The sequence below is a fragment of the Enterobacter sp. N18-03635 genome, from assembly GCF_004006055.1.
In the GTDB taxonomy this organism is placed as follows: Bacteria; Pseudomonadota; Gammaproteobacteria; order Enterobacterales; family Enterobacteriaceae; genus Enterobacter; species Enterobacter vonholyi.
Map to the genome: position 1 here is coordinate 84977 of NZ_CP034769.1, position 23195 is coordinate 108171.

A 23195-nucleotide genomic window follows, 5' to 3' on the forward strand; every position below is an offset into this window, starting at 1 on the left:
AGGACGAGAGCATGAAAATCAGTGATGGAAACTGGCTTATTCAACCGGGCCTGAACGTGACCTGTCCGGTTCAGGTGTTCGACGTGGAGCAGCAGGGCAATGACCTGGTGGTATTTGTTGCGCCGCGCGACGTGCGCGAGCGTACCTGGCAGCTCGACACGTTGATGTTCACGGTGCGCCTGTTTGCCCCACAGGAAGGGATTATCGGGGTGCGCATCGAACATTTCCAGGGCGCACTGAATAACGGCCCGCACTATCCGCTGAACGTTCTGAAAGACGTGAAGGTAGAGATTGAAAACAACGCCGATTTTGCCGAGCTGAAAAGCGGCAGTATCAGCGTGCGCGTCACCAAAGGCGAGTTCTGGGCGCTGGATTTCCTGCGTAACGGCCAGCGCATTACCGGCAGCCAGCTGAAAAACAACGGCTACGTGCAGGACAGCAACACCGACCGCAATTACGTGTTCGAGCGTCTGGATCTGGGCGTGGGGGAAACGGTCTACGGCCTGGGCGAGCGCTTCACCGCGCTGGTGCGCAACGGCCAGACGGTCGAAACCTGGAACCGCGACGGCGGCACCAGCACCGAACAGTCCTACAAAAATATCCCGTTCTACCTGACCAACCGCGGCTACGGCGTGCTGGTGAATCATCCGGAGAACGTCTCGTTTGAAGTTGGCTCCGAGAAGGTTTCCAAGGTGCAGTTCAGCGTGGAAGGGGAATATCTGGAATACTTCGTGATCGACGGCCCGACGCCAAAAGAGGTATTAAACCGCTATACGCAGTTCACCGGGCGTCCGGCGCTGCCGCCTGCGTGGTCGTTCGGCCTGTGGCTGACCACCTCGTTCACCACCAACTACGACGAAGCGACGGTGAACAGCTTTATCGACGGCATGGCCGAGCGCGACCTGCCGCTGCACGTGTTCCACTTCGACTGCTTCTGGATGAAGGCCTTCCAGTGGTGTGACTTCGAGTGGGACCCGGTGACCTTCCCGGATCCGGAAGGCATGATCCGCCGCCTGAAGGAGAAAGGGTTGAAGGTCTGCGTGTGGATCAACCCGTACATCGGCCAGAAATCACCCATCTTCCGGGAGCTGAAAGAGAAGGGCTACCTGCTCAGGCGCCCGGACGGCTCCCTGTGGCAATGGGACAAATGGCAGCCGGGGCTGGCGATTTATGACTTCACCAATCCGGACGCGTGCCGGTGGTATGCCGACAGGCTGAAAGGCCTGGTGGAGATCGGCGTCGACTGCTTCAAGACCGACTTCGGCGAGCGTATCCCGACCAACGTGCAGTGGTTCGACGGGTCCGATCCGCAGAAGATGCACAACCACTACGCCTACATCTACAACGAACTGGTGTGGAACGTGTTGAAAGAGACGGTGGGTGAAGAAGAGGCGGTGCTGTTTGCCCGCTCCGCGTCCGTGGGTGCGCAACAGTTCCCGGTTCACTGGGGCGGCGACTGCTACGCCAACTATGAGTCGATGGCCGAAAGCCTGCGCGGCGGGCTGTCGATTGGTCTGTCCGGCTTCGGGTTCTGGAGCCACGATATCGGCGGGTTCGAAAACACCGCCCCGGCGCACGTCTATAAGCGCTGGTGCGCGTTCGGGCTGTTCTCCAGCCACAGCCGCCTGCACGGCAGCAAATCCTACCGCGTGCCGTGGGCGTACGATGACGAGTCCTGCGACGTGGTGCGCCACTTCACGCAGTTGAAATGTCAGCTGATGCCGTACCTGTACCGTCAGGCGGCGCTGGCCCGCGAGTTCGGCACGCCGATGCTGCGGGCGATGATGCTGGAGTTCCCGGACGATCCGGCGTGCGATTATCTCGACCGTCAGTACATGCTGGGAGATTCGTTAATGGTGGCACCGGTATTCTCCGAGGCGGGCGACGTGCAGTTCTACCTGCCGGAAGGGCGCTGGACGCACCTGTGGCACAACGACGAAATCCAGGGCAGCCGCTGGCAGAAGCAGCAGCACGGTTTCATGAGCCTGCCGGTCTACGTGCGCGACAACACGTTGCTGGCGCTGGGCAACAATAACCAGAAGCCGGACTACGCGTGGAATGAGGGGACGGCCTTCCAGCTGTTTAACCTGGACGACGGCGCAACGGCGGTGAGCGAAGTGCCTGTGGCGGACGGCTCCGTGGCGTTTACGCTGAAGGCGTCACGTCGGGGCGACATCGTGACCTTTACCGGCGCGGGAGACGCGCAAAACTGGTCGGTGTGCTTGCGCAACGTGCAGAAGGTGAGCGGCGTGAAGGGCGGTTCGCACGCGGGCAGCGAGTGGGGTGTGGTGGTGAAAGCGGAGGGCGATGAGGTGGTTGTTCACCTTTAATTCCCCTCACCCTAACCCTCTCCCCAAAGGGGCGAGGGAATGGTTTGCTCCCTCTCCCTTTCAGGGAGAGGGCTGGGGTGAGGGTGGTGTTGAAACCACACCACCCGTCATCGTCTGCTGCACCTGCTGTTTATCCATATTCACCGCGCTCAGCTTCCCATTCACCGTCGGCTTCAGCGGGGCATTCGCCTGCACGCTGCCGCTGGCGGTGAGCTGAATATTGCCGTCGCCCGTAATCGGCAGAGCAGGCCAGCCCCACTGCTGCAGCACGTTGAGCGGTACGCCGCGCCCGTTCAGGCTTACCGTAGTCTGCCGCTGCGGGAGTTGTGAAACGGTCGCCGTGGCTTCCAGAATGCCTTTTTCGGTAAATGCGCTCAGGTCGGTAATGTTCACCGTGGCGGCGTTGGCATTCAGCGCCAGCGACGGGCGGCGCACGTCGACGCGGTTAAAGGTCGCCGCCGCGCCGTTCAGGGTTGCGCTCCCGCCCCAGACGCCCCACTGGCGATCTTTCACCAGATGCAGGTTTGCGCCATAACCGTCCAGAGAGGTGATCTGCCAGGGGAAGGCGGGATCGATGTCGATCACCAGGTTACGGCTCAGGCCGAATTTTTGCAGCGTGACGCTGTTCAGCCATTCCGGCAGAGGCTCCATCCACAATGCTTTCCAGTTCTGCGGTAGGGTGTACTCCAGTCCGGCGATGGCGACATCGTCCAGCACCAGCGCTTTACCGTCGCGTAGCCAGTTGCCCGAGGTGCGTACCATGCCGCCCTCCCAGCGGGAGGTGAACTGACGCAGCGCCATGCCCTGCGGGGAAAACTCCGCATTCAGGATCGGGTCGAAAAGATGCAGCGAGCCGTAGATAAACTCGCTGGCATTCATGGACAGGCGGCCTTCCTGGCTCTGCCAGTCACCTTTGCTCAGAGTCAGGTTGAGCAGGCTTAAATCGAGATCGGTCACCGCCCAGTCCGGGCCCTGAAGCCGGGCGTCGGTCACGTCCAGACGACCAATCTGCAAAGAGGGAATGGTGCCCAGCGGTGCGAAGAACGCCGTCAGCGTTTTATCGCTCTGCAGGCGGATCTCGTTGAGGCGCATGGTGTCGATAATCCAGCTCCCGTCGGCGTTGCGCAGGGCGGAGCCAGTGAGTGAGCCACGAGCCATGTCGGCGCCAATCGTTTTCAGCACCACCTCCTTGCCGTTAAGCTGGCCCTCGATCAGCACGTTGGTGGCCGGTACGCCGTTCAGGGTCAGCGAGCCCGCGCTCATCTGAATCTGCGCGTTGTTCCCCAGCACGTTGCCCGCTTCCGGCTGCCACGGGCTGACGCCGCCCGTGACCTTCTGCGCGCTCAAATCCCATTCGGTATTCGGGCTGTTAAACGCCATGTTGTTCAACTGCAGGCGATCCGCCTGGAAAGGCAGCGGCGCCGTCTGCGGCGAGAGATTCAGCGTGCCGTCGAAGAGGGTGATGGTGTCCATGTGCAGCGGATCGGTTATCTGACGGCTGCTCAGGCCAATATCGACTTTTTTGGCTACCAGCGTGGCGGGTTTACCGTCCCGACCAAAGGTGACGTTTTCCAGAATGATGTGGGAAGGCGACGAAAAGCGGTGATTCATCTTGTCGAAACTGAGTTCGTAGTCGGTATTCACCGTTACCCAGCTGCTGACCTGAGACGCGCCCCAGCGGGTCTGGAGCAGAATGTAGAACGCCAGCAGCACAATGAGCAGGGCTACCAGAAGATAGATGAGGAGCTTTCCAATAAATTTCATGGTCTTCCATCCCGCAAAACGCACATAAGGGAGTTATGCACGATTTATGCGCAATCCTCAAGGCGGGAATGGTGTAATTCGATGTCACGGCAGGCATTGACTGCCTGCCGTGAGAGAAATCAATTTTTCTCAGGTGGGAAAACGAGGTTCAACACGATAGCGGTGATACCGCCCGCAGCAATGCCGGAAGAGAGCAGGTTTTTCACCCAGTCAGGGGCAAACTGCAGGATCAGCGGCTGCTGGGAAACGCCCAGACCAACGGCCAGCGACAGCGCGATAATCATGATCGCGCGGCGGTTCAGTGGTTCGCGGGAGACGATACGCACGCCGGAAGCTGCGATAGTCCCGAACATTACCAGCGTTGCGCCGCCCAGCACCGGCTCAGGGATGTGCTGCACAAAGCCGCTTACCGCCGGGAACAGGCCGAGGACGATCAGCATCAGCGCTACTACAAAACCGACGTAGCGGCTGGCCACGCCGGTCAGCTGGATGACGCCGTTGTTTTGACCGAAGCAAGAGTTCGGGAAGGTGTTGAATACCGCAGAGACAAACGAGTTCAGACCGTTCGCCAGCACGCCGCCTTTCAGTCGCTTCATGTACAGCGGGCCGGACACCGGCTGCTCGGAGACGTCTGAGGTAGCGGTGATGTCGCCGATGGTTTCCAGAGAGGTGATCATAAAGACCAGCATCAGCGGCAGGAGCAGACCCCAGTCAATGCCCAGACCGTAGTACAAAGGCGTGGGGACGACGATCAGCGCGCTGTTGGTCGGCGCGGTGTTCTCCGGCAGCATGCCCAGCGCCCACGCCAGCAGATAACCCGCCGCCATGGCGATCACTAGGGAGGCGACGCGCAGGTAAGGGTTACGCTGACGGTTAAGCAGAATAATGATGGCCAGCACGACGCCTGCCAGCAGCAGGTTTTTCGGCGCGCCGAAGGTGTGGTCGCTCATCGCGGCATAGCCGCCACCGATGGAGGTAAGGCCCACCTGAATCAGCGACAGGCCGATAATCATCACGACGACGCCGGAAACCAGCGGGGTGATGACGCGGCGAGCCAAATGCAGAACGCGGGAGATCACCATCTCCGTACAGCTGGCCAGCATCAGCGTGCCGAACAGCGCCGCCATCATGGTCGGAACATCCGCACCGCCGGTTTTCAGGGCCGTACCGCCCATGATCAGCGGTGCCACGAAGTTAAAGCTGGTGCCCTGAATCGACAACAAACCCGACCCCACCGGACCCCACGCTTTAATTTGAATAATCGAGGCCACGCCGGAGGCGAAAAGAGACATGCTGATAATGTGCTGCGTGTCCTGCGCCGGTAAGCCGAGCGCCTGGCAAATCAGCAGCGCCGGAGTGATCACCGCAACAAACATAGCCAGAAGATGCTGGCAGGCGGCGAAAAGCGTTTGCGGCAGCGGCGGGCGGTCTTCAAGGCGGTAAATCAGTTCGCTATTTTGCTTCGGCGCAATCGGTTGCGCATCAGGCGACTCTATGGTGTTAACGGACATCGGCGGCAATCCCACGGTGGAAAAGCGGGCATTTTATCTGACCACCTGGTAAAAGCAAACGATTGCCAGCAAAAAAAGGCAAGAAATTCTGCCGCTGTGAGCAGGTTTTCTACAACGCATCGAAAAAAAAAATTACACTTTTTGCGCCGGGGGCTCATGAAGAGCGCAAACCGGCCCAGGATAACGCCGCGTGTGTATGGAACACGCGCAAAAAAGGAGCCTTCTATGATTCATCTCGATACGTTGTCGACCCTTGTTGCCGCAACGCTGGTCTTACTGCTTGGTCGTAAGCTGGTACATAGCGTTTCCCTTCTGAAAAAGTACACCATTCCTGAACCCGTCGCCGGCGGCCTGCTGGTAGCGCTGGCCCTGCTGGTGCTGAAAAAAAGCCTGGGCTGGGAAATAGATTTTGATATGTCCCTGAAAGACCCGCTGATGCTGGCCTTCTTTGCCACCATCGGCCTGAACGCCAACCTGGCGAGCCTGCGCTCGGGCGGTAAGGTGCTCGGCGTATTCCTGATTGTGGTGGTGGGGCTGCTGCTGATGCAAAACGCCATTGGCATCGGCATGGCAACGCTGCTGGGGCTGGATCCGCTGATGGGGCTGCTGGCGGGGTCGATTACCCTTTCGGGCGGTCACGGAACCGGGGCCGCGTGGAGCAAGCTATTCATCGAACGCTACGGCTTTGAAAACGCGACGGAAGTAGCGATGGCCTGTGCCACCTTTGGCCTGGTGCTGGGTGGCCTGATTGGCGGCCCGGTGGCGCGTTATCTTGTGAAGCACTCTACCACGCCGGACGGCAGGCCGGACGATGAGCTGGTGCCTACTGCCTTTGAAAAGCCGGACGTTGGGCGCAGTATCACCTCGCTGGTGCTGATTGAAACCATCGCGACGATCGCCATCTGCCTGACCGTGGGCAAAGTGGTTGCGCAATGGCTGGCGGGCTCCGCGTTTGAGCTGCCGACGTTTGTTTGCGTGCTGTTTATCGGGGTGATCCTGAGCAACGGTCTGGCGCTGATGGGCTTCTACCGCGTGTTTGTAAGGGCGGTGTCGGTGCTCGGCAACGTCTGCCTGTCGCTGTTCCTGGCGATGGCGCTGATGAGCCTCAAGCTATGGGAGCTGGCCTCGCTGGCGCTGCCGATGGTGGCGATTCTGGCAGTGCAAACCCTGTTTATGGCGCTGTACGCTATGTTCGTCACCTGGCGCATGATGGGCAAAAACTACGATGCGGCGGTGCTGGCGGCGGGTCACTGCGGGTTTGGTCTGGGGGCAACCCCAACGGCTATCGCTAACATGCAGGCGATCACAGAACGGTTCGGGCCATCGCACATGGCGTTTCTGGTGGTCCCGATGGTCGGGGCGTTCTTTATTGATATCGTCAACGCGCTGGTGATCAAGCTATACCTGATGCTGCCAATGTTTGCCTGAAATCAGGCGTTGGAATACCGCTCGGTTTCCGGCATCCAGCGCTCAATTAACGCTGCCGCCTGTTCGGGGTAGCTTTCATGAATGTGGCGCGCAAGGCGCTGAACTTCCGGGATCATAGCCTGATCGCGCAGCAAATCCGCCACTTTGAATTCCGCGTTCCCCGTCTGGCGCGTGCCCAGCAGTTCACCCGGGCCGCGGATCTCCAGGTCTTTTTGCGCAATCACAAAACCGTCGTTGCTGTCGCGCAGCACCTGCAACCGCATCTGGGCTGTTTTCGAGAGCGGGGCTTTGTAGAGCAGGACGCAGTGGGAGGCTACCGCGCCACGGCCAACACGTCCGCGCAGCTGGTGGAGCTGGGCAAGGCCCAGGCGCTCCGGGTTTTCGATAATCATCAGGCTGGAGTTGGGTACGTCCACGCCCACTTCAATGACCGTCGTGGCGACCAGCAAATGCAGCTCTCCCTGCTTAAACGACTGCATCACCGACTGTTTTTCAGCGGGCTTCATACGTCCGTGAACCAGACCCACGTTCAGCTCCGGCAGCGCCAGCTTGAGTTCTTCCCACGTGGCTTCGGCAGCCTGCGCTTCCAGCAGTTCAGACTCCTCGATCAGCGTACAGACCCAGTAGGCCTGACGTCCTTCGTGGGTGCAGGCGTTGCGCACGCGGTCAATAATATCGCTGCGACGCGTGTCAGGAATGGCGACCGTTGTGACCGGGGTACGGCCCGGCGGCAGTTCGTCGATGGTGGAGGTATCCAGATCGGCGTAGGCGGTCATCGCCAGGGTGCGCGGGATCGGCGTGGCGGTCATGATCAGCTGATGCGGATGGAAGCCCTGTTGAAGGCCTTTTTCCCACAGCGCAAGACGCTGATGGACGCCAAAGCGGTGTTGTTCATCGATAATCACCAGCGCAAGGCCGCTGAACTGCACCTGCTCCTGGAAGATAGCGTGCGTGCCGACAATCATCTGCACCTGCCCGCTGGCGATGGCTTCCTGCTGCGCAAGTCGCGCTTTGCCTTTTTGCTTCCCGGCAAGCCAGCCCACTTCAATCCCCAGCGGCGCGAACCAGGCGCGGAAATTGTTGGCGTGCTGTTCAGCCAGCAGCTCGGTCGGCGCCATAAGCGCGACCTGTTTACCGTGGGCAATCGCGCGCAGGGCTGCCAGCGCGGCAACCAGCGTTTTACCGGACCCTACATCGCCCTGCACCAGGCGCATCATCGGCACGTCGAGCGCCATATCGCGTTCAATCTCAGCGGTGACGCGCGCCTGCGCGCCGGTGGGTTTAAACGGCAGAGAGGCCAGCAGCTTATCTTTGAGCGCATCATTCTGGCTTAAGGGCTGAGCGTGGAAGCGCTGCGCGCCCGCACGAAGCGCCAGCATGCTCAGGTTATGCGCCAGTAATTCCTCAAGGATAAGACGCTGTTGGGCGGGGTGTTTGCCGCTTTCTAAATCGCTGAGCTGCAGCGTTGGCGGCGGACGGTGCAGGGTTCGCAGCGCCTCGGGCAGGCTCATCATGCCCTGCGCCAGCTCGGGCGGCAGCAGCTCGGTAATGGCGCAGGTATCCAGCAGCTCCAGCGCCTGATCGGTGAGCTTACGCAGCGTCGCCTGCTTGATGCCTTCGGTCGTCGGGTAAACCGGGGTGAGCGTCTCCTGCAGTTCCGGCGTGCTGAGATCGCCCTGCACGCGGTACTCCGGGTGGATCATCTCTGCGCCGTATTTCCCGCGTTTGGCTTCACCATAGGCCAGCACCCTGCGGCCCGTCGCCAGGCTGTTTTTCATCGCCGCGCTGAAGTTGAAAAAACGCATGGTGAGGATGCCGGTGCCGTCGCTGATCTGGCAGGTCATCATCCGGCGTCCGCCGAAAGTGATATTGCAGTTCAGTACTTCGCCTTCAACGGTGGCGTAAATGGCGGGAAGGAGATCGCCAATCTTATAGAGCTGGGTGCGATCTTCGTAACGCAGCGGAAGGTGAAGCAGGAGATCCTGCACGGTATGCAGACCAATTTTCGCCAGCTTATTGCTTTGCGCCGCGCCCACGCCCGTCAGGCTGTTAAGCGGGATGGCATCCAGCAGGCGGCCTTTCATCGCTTACCCGGCGTACTGCATGGTGGCCCACCACTCGGCATCGGCTTCAATTTCGCCCTGCGCGTTGACGTGGGGGTAAGGCAATTTTTTCTGCTTCGCAACGCGAGCCAGCACCGGATAACCACCTTCAAACAGCAGGCGCTGCTGTTCATCTTCCGGCAGCATGCTGTTGCTGCGCTCGTACATCCCCGCGTTCTGACGCTGGCGCTGCGCTTCATAAAGAATGAGCGCGGACGCCACGGAGACGTTGAGAGACTGGACCATGCCGATCATCGGAATGATGATGTCCCGATCCGCCAGATCCAGCGCTTCCTGGGAGATCCCGGTTTTCTCCTGACCCATTAAAATGCAGGTCGGGCGGGTGTAGTCGATCTCGCGGAAATCGACGGCTTTAGCGGACAGGTTAGTGGCAAGGATCTGCATCCCGCGCCCTTTCAGGTGCGATACGGCTTCGCCAATGGTGTGATGATTTTTGACGGACACCCAGCTGTTGCTGCCTGCCGCCGCTGAGACCGTATTTCGCATACGGCCGTCCGGCCAGACGGCGTGCACTTCATGCACACCGACAGCATCTGCGGTACGGACGATGGCAGAGACGTTATGAGGTTTATGCACCTGCTCCATGCAGACCGTCAGGTCAGGCTGACGCCTGGCGAGCATTTCGCAGATACGTGCATAACGTTGTGAATTCATAAACCTAGTTTCGGTTTCGGGTGACTTTAATCACGTCCGGCATGACGCGGATCTTGCGCATAATATTCGCCAGATGTACGCGGTCGCGGGCGGTCAGACGAATAAAGGCGCTATAAACGCGGCCATCTTTTTCTTCCGTATTCAGACTCTGAATGTTGGAAGAGGCCGTGTTGATCGCTGCCGTCAGGTTCGCCAGGGCACCCTGGTGGTTGAACATATCCACCTTAATTTCGGTGATAAATTCCTGCGCGGTCTCTTTATCCCACTCGACCGCCATAAACTTCTCGGCTTCTTTCTGGTAGCCGCGAATGTTACGACAGGATTCATGGTGGATAACCAGCCCTTTGCCCGGGCTGACGTGCGCAATAATCGGGTCGCCAGGAATTGGGCGGCAACATTTTGCGAAGGTGATCAGTACCCCGTCCGCGCCTTTAATCGGCAAATGAGCATGGCCAGATGCGCCTGGAGCAGAAGGTGTCGCTTCGCCCTGCTGCAAGTTTTTCGCTACTACGACGCTCATAGCGTTGCCCAGACCAATTTCCGCCAGCAGATCGTCCAGAGACGTGAGCTTCATTCGGTCGAGTTCGCGCTGGATATGCTCCGGTGGGATCTCAGCCAGCTTACGGCTACCGCCCAACGCGTGGTTGAGCAGCCGACGTCCCAGACTGACGGAATCATCACGCTTGAGGTTTTTCAGCAGCTGGCGAATTTTGGCGCGTGCTTTGGAGCTTACGACAAAGTTCAACCAGGCCGCGTTCGGACGTGCGCCCGGCGCGGTAATAATTTCTACCGTCTGGCCGCTGGAGAGCGGCTGAGACAGCGGATAAGGCTGCCTGTCGACGCGCGCGCCGACGCAGGCATGCCCGATATCGGTATGCACGGCGTAAGCGAAATCGACCGGCGTTGCGCCCGCAGGCAGTTCGACAATGCGACCTTCTGGGGTGAAAACGTAAATCTCATCCGGGAAGAGATCGGATTTAACGCTCTCGATAAATTCAAACGAGCTGCCCGCACTCTGCTGAAGTTCCAGCAGGCTCTGCATCCAGCGCTGGGCGCGGATTTGTGCGGTCGTACTGCTTTCGCCGCCGTGCTCTTTATAGGCCCAGTGTGCGGCTACACCCATCTCTGCCATCTGGTCCATGTCTTCGGTGCGAATTTGCACCTCAACAGGCACGCCGTGCGGCCCGATCATCGAGGTGTGCAAAGATTGATAGCCGTTCGCTTTTGGAATGGCGATATAATCTTTCATGCGCCCCGGACGCGGCTTGTAGAGGCTGTGCATCTGCCCCAGCACGCGATAACAGGTGTCCGAGTCATGGACGATCACGCGGAAGGCGTAGATATCCATGATCGAGTGAAAACGTTGCTCTTTGAGCACCATTTTGCAGTAGATGGAGTACAGGTGTTTCTCGCGACCGCTAACGCGGCACGGAATTCCCGCTTCCTGCAAGCGCCCTTCGATTTCAGAGAGGATTTTTTGAATCATCTCTTTACGGTTACCGCGTGCGGCTTTCACCACCTCTTTAATGACGCGATAACGGTTCGGGTACAACGCTTCAAAACCCAGCTCTTCCAGCTCGGTTTTAATGTGGTGAATACCTAAACGGTGCGCCAGCGGGCTGTAAATTTCGAGGGTTTCACGGGCAATGCGGCGACGTTTATCCGGACGAAGTGAGCCCAGCGTGCGCATGTTGTGGGTACGGTCAGCGAGTTTGATGAGAATGACGCGGATATCCTGCACCATCGCCATAATCATCTTGCGGAAGTTTTCGGCTTGCGCCTCTTTCTTGTCGCGGAAATTCAGCTTATCAAGCTTAGAGACCCCTTCCACCAGTTCGGCAACGCTTTTGCCAAACAGCTGTTCCATGTCTTGGTAAGTGGCAGGGGTATCTTCGATCACGTCGTGCAGCAGAGCGGCCATGAGCGTTTCGTAGTCGAGTTTCATCTCGGCCAGAATACAGGCCACCGCTACCGGGTGCGTGATATAGGGTTCACCGCTTGAACGTGTCTGGCCCTCGTGAGCGTCACGTGCAACGAGATACGCCTGCTGAAGACGCTTAATCTGGTCTTCAGGCAGGTAGGTTTGAATCAGTTGATTCAGGCTTTCAAACAGATACAAGGGCGACCCGCAGGTTTAATTAACGACGACCTTCAGCAATAGCGGTTACGGCCTGCAGTTCTGCGGCTTCCTGCTCTTGCTGCTCCTGGCGCTCACGCACGTCGAGGATCTGGTTGTTGATCAGACCTTCTTCGATTTCGCGAAGTGCAATAACGGTGGTTTTATCGTTTTCTTCCGGTACCAGCGGATCTTTACCGCCTACCTGCATCTGACGAGCGCGACGCGCGGCGACCAGCACCAGGTCAAAACGGTTACCAATTTTCTCTACAGCGTCCTGAACAGTTACGCGTGCCATACTTAAAATGCTCCACAGGTGAAGAAATGACTGGGCATGATACTGAAAGTGGGTTCAGTCTGCCAACAGTTTGGTGATTAATGCGTCATGTCGCTGCTTCTGGCGGCTCATACGCAGACGTTCTGCACGAAGAATGGTTTTGAGATCGCTCAGCGCGGCATCAAAATCATCATTCACAATTAGGTAATCATATTCCGCGTAATGGCTCATTTCTGCAACAGCCTGTTCCATACGCTTTGCGATCACTTCTTCGCTGTCCTGGCCGCGCCCACGCAGGCGGCGATCCAGCTCATCTTTCGATGGCGGTAAAATAAAGATACTGCGGGAGTCAGGCATTTTCTTGCGAATTTGCTGCGCACCCTGCCAGTCGATATCCAGGAACACATTCACGCCCGTGGCCAGAACCTGCTCAATGGTTTCACGCGAGGTACCGTAGTAATTACCGAAGACTTCAGCGTGTTCAAGAAACGCGTCTCTGCCGATCATCGCTCTGAATTCGTCGTGATCCACAAAGAAATAGTGTTCACCGTGCACTTCACCCGGACGCGGCGCTCGCGTGGTATGAGAAACAGAAACCTGTGTGTCGTACAACGGTTGGGTTTTTAACAGTGCCTGAATAAGGCTGGATTTACCCGCGCCGCTAGGGGCAGAAACAATATAAAGCGTGCCTTGAGCCATGAGAGTCTTTTGTATGTGTTAACGAAGAAGTCCTACATACGGGCTTATTATACACGTCACCGCCGTGTGACGTAGCCTTTGTCACACTTTTTCCCCTGGATTATTGAATTTTGCGTGCCGTTTTCAGGTTTTATCTGGGGTTTTCAGCCACCAAAAGAAATACCGGATAGCGTCTCGCATTGTGAAACGTTGCCGTTAGCGTTGCTTCAGGCATCAGGGTATACCTCCTGCAATGCAAAGGAGGGGTAGCGATGTGGCGATGGATAAGCGGGGTAATGTTGTTGTGGTGTGGCTATGGCGCGGCGGTTTGCCCAGTGTGGTCGCAGGCAAAAGCAGAGAAAGAGATGGCGTCGTTAAGCGCGCAAATCAAACGCTGGGATAACGCTTATTGGAAGGAGGGGGTGAGCGAGGTCAACGACGAAGTTTACGACCAGCTTCACGGGCGGTTAACGCAGTGGCAGCACTGTTTCGGCAGCGAGCCTTCAGAAGAGAAACTCCCTAATCTGACGGGGAGCGTAAAACATCCTGTCGCCCATACTGGCGTACATAAAGTGGCCAGCAAAGAGGCTCTGAGACAGTGGATGCTCGCTCGGCAACATCTGTGGATGCAGCCCAAAGTTGACGGTGTGGCGGTAACGCTGGTCTATCGTGACGGAAAGTTGACCCAGGCCATCAGTCGAGGTGATGGCCTGAAAGGGGAAGACTGGACCGATAAGGTACGTTTAATCCCGTCTGTTCCGCAAAAGCTCACCGGCAAGTTGGCAAATAGCGTCTTACAGGGCGAGCTTTTCTGGTTAAGCGACAATCACGTTCAGCGGCAGATGGGCGGTATGAATGCTCGCGCAAAAGTTGCGGGTGCGATGATGCGGCAAAAGGATAACGCGCTATCGAATAAGCTCGGCGTATTCATCTGGGCCTGGCCGGACGGACCGAAAGAGATGCATACATCTCTAGCTGAACTGTCTCAGGCTGGTTTTACGCTGTCGGCACGGTATACGTTACCCGCCGATTCTGTTGATGCCGTCGAGAAACAGCGCGCGGCCTGGCACGTAACCGCATTACCCTTTGCCACGGATGGCATTGTGGTGCGTTCGGAGAATGAACCCGCGGGCGAAGATTGGTTACCGGGAGAAGGCAGCTGGGTCCTCGCGTGGAAATATCCTCCTGCAGCCCAGGTCGCCGAGGTGAGTGATATTCATTTTTCCGTGGGACGAACGGGCAAAATTTCCGTTGTAGCAGCGCTGGAACCCGTGCAACTGGATGATAAACAGGTGCAGCGGGTGAGTCTGGGCTCGGTTGAGCGCTGGCAGGGGCTGGATATTGCCCCGGGGGATCAGATCCAGATCAGCCTGGCCGGGCAAGGTATCCCCCGATTTGATAAGGTGCTCTGGCGCGGGAGTGACAGACATAAACCAGAGCCTCCGGCCCCACGTTATCATTCTCTTAGCTGTTTCTATGCTTCACCGGAGTGTATGGAACAGTTCTTTGCCCGACTGACCTGGCTTAGTTCAAAGCAGGTACTTGATATTGATGGATTAGGCGAGTCAGGCTGGCGAACCCTCTGGCAGGCGCATCATTTTGAACATCTCTTTTCGTGGCTGTTATTAACGCAGGCGCAGCTGCAGGCTGTACCGGGATTTTCCTCTGCGCGCGGGCTGGCGCTCTGGCACCGATTTAATCTGGTGCGCGAGAAGCCTTTTATCCGCTGGCTCATGGCATTGGGTGTGCCAATGTCGCAGTCTTCGCTGAAGGCAATGGGAGACATATCGTGGCAGAAGATGAGCGGGCGCAACGCAAAGGACTGGCAGACCCTGCCGGGAACGGGAGAGGAGAAAGCGCGACAAATCATTAACTGGCTGCACGCGCCTCAAATTGATGTGCTGGCGAAATGGCTCGCTGAACAGCACATCAATGGGTTCTGAAGCTAGTGTGCGCTGTGTTTGTAATGAAAAACGGGCAGCCCGAGCTTCAGACGCAGCGCCAGCATGCGGGCCGTAAAGCCAAACAGCAGCGTCGAGATGACCACCACGTCATGGTTAGAAACATAATGCTGCAGAGCGATATAAAGCACCGCTGCCGCAAAGGAAATGCCAGCATACAGCTCTTTTTGAAAGACCAGGGGGATGCGTTTGCAGAACATATCTCGCAGCACGCCGCCGAATACGCCCGTGACCACGGCAGCAATGGTGGCGATTACCGGGCCTTCCCCCATATCGAGCGCGATTTGCGCACCGATGATCGAAAATACGATCAGCCCCAGCGCATCAAGCACCAGGAACAGGCGGCGAAGATGGGGCATAACGGGCGCCACGATGGTGGTTAACACGGCGGCCGTTGCCACGATAATCACGTACTCAGGGTGTTTAACCCAGCCGAGCGGGTAATGGCCAAGCAGAATATCGCGCACGGAACCGCCGCCCAGTGCGGTCGCTGTAGCAATAATGATTACGCCGAAGGTGTCCATACGGCGACGTCCGGCGGCAAGTGCGCCGGTCATGGCTTCTGCGGTGATGCCAATGAGATAAAGGATGTGAAGCAGCATATACCCTCCGGTGTGAACGCGTGGGAGGTTAGCGATTTGTGCGCAAGATCACGATTGAGATTTTCTAAGGCGACCTGATTTGCCCTATAAATTTTTATCAGGATATGTTGAAAAAGCTTGATGAGCGGCGGTAAAAAACAAAAAAAGATGCAGGAATGGATTAGAAATAGTAATGGGTGGCGCCATCGACACCACCCGAAATGCATTACTCGATTGGATCTGTTTGTTGAGTGTTGGCTTTGGAGGCTCTATTTATCTGTATTTTTGTTTTTTGTTTTTTACTTTGTGTACACCCTTGGGTACACCTTTTCAGCCAGAGTAAGTAACGGAATATTGACCTTTAACGCCTCGGTGATGGCTTTCTCCACTGATATTCTGGCGCGGTCATGCGCTGGTGATGGCGTTTTTTTGCAGCAAGCGTACCGGCCACTCGGCAACGAATCTCTAGCAGATCAGACGCGTCTAACTCGCATCCCTTCATCGTTACCATTTCAGTTATCACAGCTTCGATCACCTCGGATTTCAGCATGTAAATCACTCCTCAAGCAATTGGTCACTTAGCGAATAATTTTTAGGCAATTGTAGGGTACAACCGCCCCTTCGTTTTCCGTGTTTTGCAGAAATGGGCTGGGGTTATCTACCTCTCTACCTAATGACCTCTATCCCTTGTGTCACAAGGCTTTAAGTGGGTAGAGAACTTTTTTTAAGTTATCTACTATCGTCTACCTGTGGGTAGAGTACCCTACTCATTTCCCAGGTTATCCGACCAATCAAACACCCACTTCCAGCATCAAATTAACTCGAAAACATCAAGCTAAAACTTTTCTTCCCGTTAGAGGATCGCCACGTTTGACCGGCTTAATCTGGATAAAGGACGAAAAAAAGCCCGCGAAAGGAGGCGCGGGCTTTGCTTAGTATCACGTTATGCAATCTGGAGGACATCACCCCTCACCCATTCAGAATAGCAGAACTCTACACCCATTTACCACTTTTTACGGTTGATTGTTGTGTTTGTATCTGTTTTTGTGGTTTTGAAGTATAATATTCATACCGACAATCCCGTCGAGGTTACAGGACAATTTGACCATGCCAAACATGACTCGCTTTAATGCGACCCCTTCCGGATCTGGCGTAATCATTACTGCAAATTTTGATAATGATACGGAGATTCAATTCCCTACAGACCCCGCATCTGCAGACTTCATGACAACCATCGTTAAAGCCTTAGCAGAAGCGAATGATCGCATTATCGCCGCTGAAAACCGCGCAGCGGCCGCCAACCGAACAGCAGACCGGCTAAAGAAAAGAACTGGCGATCAGCAGCCTGCAGGCTCAGGCCAGCCGCCTCAATCCCATGCTGAGTTTCTCAAGTCAGTATGGAAAGCCGTGCCAGATTTCACGGTTGGCGTTGAACGCAACCCGGAAAACATCGCCATTGAGGCACTTCGCTTTGTGCCCATTGCTGTTCTGAAAGCCATTTCCGGCTATACGTTGCCTGAAAATATTCCACGGAGTGAGGCTGTCTCGTTACTGGAAATTGCCGGGGAATACATGGAGGCGAACAACATCAAATCGAAACCATATATCCCTAGTATCAATGCTAAAGAAGCGGCTCAAAAGCGCCGGGATTTCGATGCTGATGTGAATAAAAACATTCAGCTTCAACGTCAGCTTGATCAGCACTGGGAGCAGCAGAAAGTCGATGAGAAGGAAAGACAAAAAACCATCGATAAGCACATGCGCCCATACGCCAATCATTATTAACTCTCACACCCGGCGATTAGGCCGGGTTTACTTTTTTAAAGGGGTATGAACATGTCACAAAACTGGATGCGTCACTTTGAATTACAGCTGGTGGACGACAACGGGAAGGGCATTGAGCTCAGCGATTTTAAAGTTACCTTTACGATCGACTGGTTCAACATCAGCAGCGCGTCGCGGGTGGGAACGTTCAAAATTTACAACCTGTCGGCTGATACGGTGAACCGCATCACCGGGCAGGAGTTTTCGAAAGTGCGGCTGATTGCGGGCTATGACGGCATCGCGCCAGAAGTGTCGGCCAACAGCGTCGGAACGGCGCGGGAAGTTGACGCTGCGGACGTGGGCCAGAGTGATGGCCGCAACTACGGGCTGATTTTCAGCGGAGAAATTCGCTACTCGGTCACAGGAAAAGACAGCCCCATTGACTCCTACGTCCTGATTCAGGCAGCCGATACGGATCTGGCGTTTGCTACCAGCATCACCTCGCAGACACTGGCGGCTGGCTACACGACAGAAGACATGTTCAATCTTTTAATGAAAGACTTTGAGGCCAAAGGCGCAACTGTCGGTCGCACTCCAGTATTCCCCCCTACAGTGTTCCCTCGGGGCCGCGCACTGTTTGGCTTGACCAGACACCTGATGGACAACGTGGCCGCACAATGCGGAGCGACCTGGCAGTTCGTGGACGGACAGCTAAATATGCTGCCAGAAGGTGAGTATATGCACGACGCCATTGTGCTCAACAGCGCTACCGGGCTTATCGGGATGCCGCAGCAGACCATCGGCAACGGCGTGAACGTTCGCGCACTGATTAATCCGAATATTCGAATTAACGGGCTCATTCAGCTGGATCAAGGTTCCGTGTATCGCACCGCGCTATCAAACAACGATATCGCTATGGCTGGCGGGCAAATCACGGACCAGAACACGGACGGCAATATCACGCTCAGCGGCACCACGGCGCAGCCTGCCAGCATCGCAACAGATGGCGTTTATGTTGTGAAAGGCATTATGTACACTGGCGACACAAGGGGCCAAGCGTGGTACATGGATATGATGTGCGAAGCGCGTGGCGCGGCAGACATTAAGACTAAATCAGCACAGGAAAAAGGACTCTAGGACAATGAAAATTAATATTAAGAAAGTAGCTTTAACAAGTTTGCTTTTCATTCCCTTAATTTCCAACGCTGCTATTCAATGTGGTGGTTATCGCCTGACTATCGACGATAGCGAAGGGTTAACTCGCGTGAATGGTGAATTGGTCACAAGCCAAAAAGTTAAATATCTTGGGGCTGCAGGCGATGAAGCAAATGCGGTTTGGAATATGAGTCTGATGCCAGCGCGTGACGGGAACAATTACGGCTTTGAGTTCGTGAAGCGCAAAGGAAAAGCTTTCCTGAACGTCCAGCTGCTGCAGAACAGCATGGATGCGCCGAGAATCATCGGCTCTTTCCCGTGTAAAAAAGTGCCTGATTAATCGGACGGTAACTTAGATGGACGGTTTACCTGATCATATCGGAAACTTACCAGCATATCGGCAGAACCTTGCCGATAAATCTGTAAACGGGGATGTGACCGCCGTTGAACGTATCAGAGCAAGAATTATGCTTCTGATAAGTTATCTCTCAGCTGACGTTATACCCGACGAAAAGCTTCCTGCATTTCTGGGCCTCGTCGACGAGCTACTCGACCGAGTGGAAAATCTCGGGGGTAACAGGGCTCGCATGATGAATATACATCGCGAGCTGCGAGAACTGGAGGATCGGATTTATATCCCAATTCGCCAGAATGCTGCTGCACAGTTTGATAGCATCCGTAGGGAAAGACCTGATTTGACAGGTAATGCTCTGCTCAAAAATCTGGTAGGCGATGAGATTAACGAATATCGAGCGAGAAACCCCGATGAGTCAGATAATACAGTTCTGGCCACTCTTATGAGGTCATCACCCCGTGCGGATATTCTCATCAACATGATCCGCCAGCGAAACGATGAAAATCCTGTAACGATATTTAGCTGGCAACCTCTGGCCTTACCGCTGCTGGATATTTAGGGGGGATAATATGGCATCTATCCGTGAGGTTGGCGCCGGAAAGCGCCTGCGTTATGTCGTTAACTGGCTGGATAAAGAAACCCGTACCGGGCGACGCAATACCTTTCACAGCATCGACGATGCGGCGGCGCTGCTGTATCAACTGGAAGTGGCAGCCCTTGACTGGCGAACGGCAGACAATGCGGAGGCGGTAAAACGCTGGACGCTGCAGAAACTGTCCTGGTTCTGGCTGGGATATCAGCGTGACAGGCTGAACCGGAACAGGATCAGGGCAACCAGTTACGACCGCTACCGCTATTGCCTGCTAAACCTTCCGTCTGACCTGCTGAATAAAAACCTGAATAAAATCACTTCACGCCAGCTTAGCGAGCGGCTTAACCGACAGTCGCTGGTGTACATCGGCGCGGCTTTTGCTTATCTCATGCGTTCCGGGATGATTGCGCATAATCCGGTTCGCCAGAGCCGATCTCCGGCAGACAGGCCGTGGCAAATCCCGGATGAAGATACCGTGTTAGCCATGCTGGATCGCGCAGAGCGGCGCGAAAGGATTGCTATCTGGCTGGGCGCGGCTTGCGGCCTGCGTATCAGCGAAGTGCTGGCGTTAACCTATCGGGATGTGAGCGCTGACGAAATACAGGTTCGCTGCCATCTGACTTCGCGAGGGATTATCCGGGGCAGAAAGCGCGGCAGGGGCCGTTCCGTCGATATGCCGGTTGGCCTGTATGAGTGCCTCGATAAAACGCTGCTGGGAACGGATACACCGCTGATTGCCGGAAGCAACGGACAGAGGCTGAGCCTGAACTACAGCACATCCGGCGTGATGAAACGCCTGCTCTCTGAATTCGGGATAGCGCGCTTTCATGACCTGAGGCATTTTGCGGTGTCCAGCCTGGTAAAAAACGGCGTTGATATTCTGGACGTGTCGGACATGGTGGGCCACTCCCGGCCGTCTGTGACGTTGAATATTTACGGGCATCTTTTCCGCGAAAAACCGTCACTCAAGAACGCTCTGAGAGGAGGGGTAAGGAGAATATAGTAAACTCCTTACTTTCCCGGTGTGATGCGGGTTCATCGACTGTAAGCGACGATCCGGCCATTTTTGGATAATACCGCACTTTTTCACGCTTTCCGGACGGGTGAGCAAAAAAATGCGGAGAAATGAGGAATGACGCGGCCTGTAGCCCGACAAAGTGCGGCATATCACATGAGCTCAGGCCGCATTCTACCGTTATCGATACGCCGCGGACTTTTTGAGGGTTCGTGAACACGTCCCGTTTTTTTCCGATGGTAGACAGAGTGAGAAAAAATGAACGTTTTAGCAGCCGCTGAAAATGGCTTCCGGTTTAAGGGGATCTGGTGGACGGAGGAGACCTTTACTGACGTATTACGCACGGTACTGAACCTGCACCGTGCTATGAGTAATCACCGGGTGGCTTTCCACTTTGGAGTTTCTGAAAAAGCCGTCAGGAAATTGAGAGCACGCAGCGATATCGCCAATGGGGTGATACTGCGCCTGATCGAAGAAGCGAAACTCAGCAGGAGCAGGCCAGCACAGTATCGCGAACGCAACTGGTACAACAATTATCCGGAAGACATCGAGGCCAGAAAAATACTGATAGCCGCAGAGGCGGAAAGGGAAAGGCAGCGGGTGATTCGACATGAGCAGCGAAAGCAGAGAACGCGCCGGGTTACTGATGGTGCTGTACGTCTTGAGCGGATTAGAGCGCAGCGGCGTGAGGCGGTACAATGCTGTAAACGGTCAGGATTAACTCAGGTGCTGGCAGCAGAAAGCCTGTCATGTTCGCTAAGTACTGTCCGGCGGTACTGGTGAGCCTTAAACACCGCCATTAATATCTGGATTTACCTGCCAAATCCTAAAAGGCACTTTTCCAAGTCTGTAACTTAGCCCTTCTGCCATATTCTTCCCCCACACGCGTAGTACAGCCCTGAACGGCAAGGCGGCGTCTTCGCTTTGCTGGGTAGATAAGGTAGATAATAGGTAGATAACAAAAATATAGTTATCTACCTAATAAGAGCATTGAATTTAAAGTGATTTTTCGTTTCGTGTAGACAAGGTAGATAGCATTAAGGTTTTACAAAAACTCGTCTGCTTTATCTGTTAGTTGTACGTTCGTTTGCCGCCTCCCTTTGATCGTCCTGGTCAGGTACTCGGTTTTGTACTCTTTTGCCGCCTCTTTTACTGCTTTGGCAAACTCAGTGACGCTCAAAGGCTTAGACAGCCCCTGATATTCCATAAATGACAGGTAAAGGTGGTAGAGGTAGCGTCGTGGGTCCCGCTCTTCTTCTGCCCTCTTACCGCCTCCCATTTCCATCCCGCGAGGCTCACTCATGAAAGCCAGTGCGGCACACAGATCCAGCACAGGATTAGACGCGCGTTTAATCTCCAGCGCCTCCTCACTGTCACGCTGTTCAATAAGCAGGTTTTTGGCATCATCTGGATCGGCAAAGATATCCAGCAGGCGGCGAATGATAACCGGTATTTCTGCTGCTATCTTGCGCGGCAGCTCCGGGTCTTTATCTGCTTCCCTGACCTTATGATTAAACTGGAAGATAACCCGCCGGCGGGCCACTCCCCCGGCACGTTCCGTGAATATCATTGGCGTGTTATTGGTAGCGATAACTACCGCCCGAAGAATGGCAGTAAATTGATGCTCGTTCTTCGGGTCAATCTCCACAGCGTCACCGCCGGTTATGGCTTTAATGCCGGTACCCTCGCCAGTGTATTTGGGTTGGTCTGGCAAAGTAATCATGCTCTTTCCGACGAACTGGGCACGTCCACGCGCCGTATCGAGCGCCACCATATTACCGCTGGCGGTGTTATGTTCCCCGGCCAGCAGGGTAGCAACTTGTGTAAATACGCTCTTACCGCTTCCCCCTTCCCCGGTTATCTCAAGGAACAGCTGCCAGTCGTACCGGTTAGCCAGAACCATGAAAAGACCAGCGCAAATTCTCCGCATTTTAAGGGCGTCTCTACCTGATGAATAACTTAGCCATTTATGGAAGTTCGGCGCATGGTCATGAAGATTTTCGCCAGGCACCGCCGGTGAATACTCAATGCCGTTGTGATTGGTGATCCAATTGTCGGCGCTATGCGCTGAAAATTGCCCGGTTTCCATATCATAGACACCGTTCTTAAAGGCGATCAGGTTCCTGCGCGGCACTGACATTACGGGGATTACAATTTTTAACGCCTCAATTACGTTATTTATGTGCCTTTTACTGAAATCTGTCTGGTTTTCGTTGTAGATAGCGACCATTTCACGACTTAACTCTAACTGAGAGGTCTTTTCCCACACGCCATCACGGTATGCATGTACAGCCTCACTTTCTGCATGAATTGCGATCCCGTTGTAACGGGCGGCCAGTAGCAGCGCCTTTTTGTTGTCAGCCATTTGGGAGAGGTTCATACCCGTAGCATGGACTTTAACCAAGCTTTCGCCGTTTTCAGCATCGCGTTTCAAACCGGGAAGGCGGGCAGACCAATCCTCTTTTGGTGACGGTTGAAATATTCCGTCAAATAGACGCGCCTGACGCACCCCGGCCAACGCCAGTTTTGTCGCAATAGTGGTGAGCTGTTCCTCGGTAATGTCGCCAGCGCGGTATATCCGGGCACTTTCTCGGCCTTCGTCGATAATGATCAGGTTGTTCAGTTCAGCCAGCTGCTTATCGCCGATATATACGGGAGGTACGTCGTCACCAGCTCTTTTACCTTCAGACTCGATCCAGTGTTGAGCATGGCTGTATGCCTCAGTGCCAGCAAAAATAATTGCCTCAGTACGTTTGTCTTTCGGCAAGTGTTTAACGTTAGGGGCTCTTTTCATTCTTCATTCGCTCTCACTGGATGAAATTCTTTAATAAACCACTGGTCTCCCTGACTGATTTCAGGATGAGAAAACCCGCTAGCATTTAAGCCAGAAT

General features: G+C 55.3%; 19 protein-coding genes. 9 read left to right on the forward strand and 10 right to left on the reverse strand.

What is annotated here, in order from left to right; all coding sequences use genetic code 11:
- The first annotated feature begins 11 nt into the window (after positions 1–11).
- Positions 12–2330, forward strand: coding sequence for an alpha-xylosidase (gene yicI, locus ELK40_RS01105; RefSeq protein ID WP_127729080.1), 2319 nt, complete (start codon positions 12–14; stop codon positions 2328–2330).
- A gap of 60 nt (positions 2331–2390) precedes the next feature.
- On the opposite strand, the gene ELK40_RS01110 is transcribed toward yicI, so the two are convergent.
- Positions 2391–4094, reverse strand: a complete 1704-nt coding sequence (locus ELK40_RS01110; RefSeq protein ID WP_127729082.1) for an AsmA family protein — start codon at positions 4092–4094, stop codon at positions 2391–2393.
- 119 nt (positions 4095–4213) lie between these two features.
- Positions 4214–5605: a xanthine/proton symporter XanP gene (gene xanP / locus ELK40_RS01115; protein WP_127729084.1), complete on the reverse strand. Its 1392-nt coding sequence runs from the start codon at positions 5603–5605 to the stop codon at positions 4214–4216.
- 225 nt (positions 5606–5830) lie between these two features.
- Here xanP and gltS point away from each other — a divergent pair, with 225 nt between their 5' ends.
- Complete coding sequence (gltS, locus tag ELK40_RS01120; protein ID WP_127729086.1) at positions 5831–7033, forward strand: sodium/glutamate symporter; 1203 nt, start codon at positions 5831–5833, stop codon at positions 7031–7033.
- A gap of 2 nt (positions 7034–7035) precedes the next feature.
- Here gltS and recG read toward each other — a convergent pair whose 3' ends face one another.
- From recG to gmk, 5 genes are read right to left on the reverse strand one after another with little or no spacing between them, the layout of a single operon-like run.
- Positions 7036–9117: an ATP-dependent DNA helicase RecG gene (recG, locus tag ELK40_RS01125; RefSeq protein ID WP_127729088.1), complete on the reverse strand. Its 2082-nt coding sequence runs from the start codon at positions 9115–9117 to the stop codon at positions 7036–7038.
- Between the two features lie 3 nt (positions 9118–9120).
- Positions 9121–9810: a tRNA (guanosine(18)-2'-O)-methyltransferase TrmH gene (gene trmH, locus ELK40_RS01130; RefSeq protein ID WP_047059694.1), complete on the reverse strand. Its 690-nt coding sequence runs from the start codon at positions 9808–9810 to the stop codon at positions 9121–9123.
- Positions 9811–9814: 4 nt separating this feature from the next.
- Entirely contained in the window at positions 9815–11929 is a 2115-nt protein-coding gene (spoT, locus tag ELK40_RS01135) for a bifunctional GTP diphosphokinase/guanosine-3',5'-bis pyrophosphate 3'-pyrophosphohydrolase (RefSeq protein ID WP_111964293.1), read from the reverse strand.
- 19 nt (positions 11930–11948) lie between these two features.
- Entirely contained in the window at positions 11949–12224 is a 276-nt protein-coding gene (gene rpoZ / locus ELK40_RS01140) for a DNA-directed RNA polymerase subunit omega (protein WP_000135058.1), read from the reverse strand.
- A gap of 54 nt (positions 12225–12278) precedes the next feature.
- The gene (gene gmk, locus ELK40_RS01145; RefSeq protein WP_010426438.1) at positions 12279–12902 is read right to left on the reverse strand and encodes a guanylate kinase; all 624 of its coding nucleotides are present in this window, start codon (positions 12900–12902) and stop codon (positions 12279–12281) included.
- A 251-nt stretch (positions 12903–13153) separates the two neighbouring features.
- Here gmk and ligB point away from each other — a divergent pair, with 251 nt between their 5' ends.
- Positions 13154–14824 (forward strand): NAD-dependent DNA ligase LigB, encoded by a 1671-nt coding sequence (gene ligB / locus ELK40_RS01150; protein ID WP_127729090.1) that lies wholly within the window; start codon positions 13154–13156, stop codon positions 14822–14824.
- A gap of 2 nt (positions 14825–14826) precedes the next feature.
- Here the strand turns inward: ligB and ELK40_RS01155 are convergent, their stop codons facing one another.
- Both ELK40_RS01155 and ELK40_RS01160 read right to left on the reverse strand, forming a co-directional pair.
- Positions 14827–15444, reverse strand: a complete 618-nt coding sequence (locus ELK40_RS01155; protein WP_023334014.1) for a trimeric intracellular cation channel family protein — start codon at positions 15442–15444, stop codon at positions 14827–14829.
- A 340-nt stretch (positions 15445–15784) separates the two neighbouring features.
- Positions 15785–15973, reverse strand: coding sequence for a hypothetical protein (locus tag ELK40_RS01160; protein WP_127729092.1), 189 nt, complete (start codon positions 15971–15973; stop codon positions 15785–15787).
- Between the two features lie 557 nt (positions 15974–16530).
- Between ELK40_RS01160 and ELK40_RS01165 the strand changes: the two genes are divergently transcribed.
- From ELK40_RS01165 to ELK40_RS01190, 6 genes are all read left to right on the forward strand, one after another.
- A complete protein-coding gene (locus ELK40_RS01165; protein ID WP_127729094.1) occupies positions 16531–17208 on the forward strand; it encodes a hypothetical protein in 678 nt (225 codons plus the stop codon).
- Between the two features lie 51 nt (positions 17209–17259).
- A complete protein-coding gene (locus ELK40_RS01170) occupies positions 17260–18324 on the forward strand; it encodes a hypothetical protein (RefSeq protein ID WP_127729096.1) in 1065 nt (354 codons plus the stop codon).
- A 4-nt stretch (positions 18325–18328) separates the two neighbouring features.
- Positions 18329–18682, forward strand: coding sequence for a hypothetical protein (locus ELK40_RS01175; protein ID WP_127729098.1), 354 nt, complete (start codon positions 18329–18331; stop codon positions 18680–18682).
- Between the two features lie 16 nt (positions 18683–18698).
- A complete protein-coding gene (locus tag ELK40_RS01180) occupies positions 18699–19256 on the forward strand; it encodes a hypothetical protein (RefSeq protein ID WP_127729099.1) in 558 nt (185 codons plus the stop codon).
- 10 nt (positions 19257–19266) lie between these two features.
- The gene (locus ELK40_RS01185; RefSeq protein WP_127729101.1) at positions 19267–20292 is read left to right on the forward strand and encodes a tyrosine-type recombinase/integrase; all 1026 of its coding nucleotides are present in this window, start codon (positions 19267–19269) and stop codon (positions 20290–20292) included.
- A gap of 270 nt (positions 20293–20562) precedes the next feature.
- Entirely contained in the window at positions 20563–21087 is a 525-nt protein-coding gene (locus tag ELK40_RS01190) for a hypothetical protein (RefSeq protein ID WP_127729103.1), read from the forward strand.
- A gap of 262 nt (positions 21088–21349) precedes the next feature.
- Here ELK40_RS01190 and ELK40_RS01195 read toward each other — a convergent pair whose 3' ends face one another.
- Positions 21350–23098, reverse strand: coding sequence for a DUF5906 domain-containing protein (locus ELK40_RS01195; RefSeq protein WP_060570279.1), 1749 nt, complete (start codon positions 23096–23098; stop codon positions 21350–21352).
- Between the last annotated feature and the right edge of the window lie 97 nt (positions 23099–23195).

Excerpts from the sequence above, each read along its gene's own strand:
- yicI (WP_127729080.1), top strand. The coding sequence starts at position 12 with ATGAAAATCAGTGATGGAAACTGGCTTATTCAACCGGGCCTGAACGTG.
- ELK40_RS01110 (WP_127729082.1), bottom strand. The coding sequence starts at position 4,094 with ATGAAATTTATTGGAAAGCTCCTCATCTATCTTCTGGTAGCCCTGCTC.
- xanP (WP_127729084.1), bottom strand. The coding sequence starts at position 5,605 with ATGTCCGTTAACACCATAGAGTCGCCTGATGCGCAACCGATTGCGCCG.
- gltS (WP_127729086.1), top strand. The coding sequence starts at position 5,831 with ATGATTCATCTCGATACGTTGTCGACCCTTGTTGCCGCAACGCTGGTC.
- recG (WP_127729088.1), bottom strand. The coding sequence starts at position 9,117 with ATGAAAGGCCGCCTGCTGGATGCCATCCCGCTTAACAGCCTGACGGGC.
- trmH (WP_047059694.1), bottom strand. The coding sequence starts at position 9,810 with ATGAATTCACAACGTTATGCACGTATCTGCGAAATGCTCGCCAGGCGT.
- rpoZ (WP_000135058.1), bottom strand. The coding sequence starts at position 12,224 with ATGGCACGCGTAACTGTTCAGGACGCTGTAGAGAAAATTGGTAACCGT.
- gmk (WP_010426438.1), bottom strand. The coding sequence starts at position 12,902 with ATGGCTCAAGGCACGCTTTATATTGTTTCTGCCCCTAGCGGCGCGGGT.
- ligB (WP_127729090.1), top strand. The coding sequence starts at position 13,154 with ATGTGGCGATGGATAAGCGGGGTAATGTTGTTGTGGTGTGGCTATGGC.
- ELK40_RS01155 (WP_023334014.1), bottom strand. The coding sequence starts at position 15,444 with ATGCTGCTTCACATCCTTTATCTCATTGGCATCACCGCAGAAGCCATG.
- ELK40_RS01160 (WP_127729092.1), bottom strand. The coding sequence starts at position 15,973 with ATGCTGAAATCCGAGGTGATCGAAGCTGTGATAACTGAAATGGTAACG.
- ELK40_RS01165 (WP_127729094.1), top strand. The coding sequence starts at position 16,531 with ATGCCAAACATGACTCGCTTTAATGCGACCCCTTCCGGATCTGGCGTA.
- ELK40_RS01170 (WP_127729096.1), top strand. The coding sequence starts at position 17,260 with ATGTCACAAAACTGGATGCGTCACTTTGAATTACAGCTGGTGGACGAC.
- ELK40_RS01175 (WP_127729098.1), top strand. The coding sequence starts at position 18,329 with ATGAAAATTAATATTAAGAAAGTAGCTTTAACAAGTTTGCTTTTCATT.
- ELK40_RS01180 (WP_127729099.1), top strand. The coding sequence starts at position 18,699 with ATGGACGGTTTACCTGATCATATCGGAAACTTACCAGCATATCGGCAG.
- ELK40_RS01185 (WP_127729101.1), top strand. The coding sequence starts at position 19,267 with ATGGCATCTATCCGTGAGGTTGGCGCCGGAAAGCGCCTGCGTTATGTC.
- ELK40_RS01190 (WP_127729103.1), top strand. The coding sequence starts at position 20,563 with ATGAACGTTTTAGCAGCCGCTGAAAATGGCTTCCGGTTTAAGGGGATC.
- ELK40_RS01195 (WP_060570279.1), bottom strand. The coding sequence starts at position 23,098 with ATGAAAAGAGCCCCTAACGTTAAACACTTGCCGAAAGACAAACGTACT.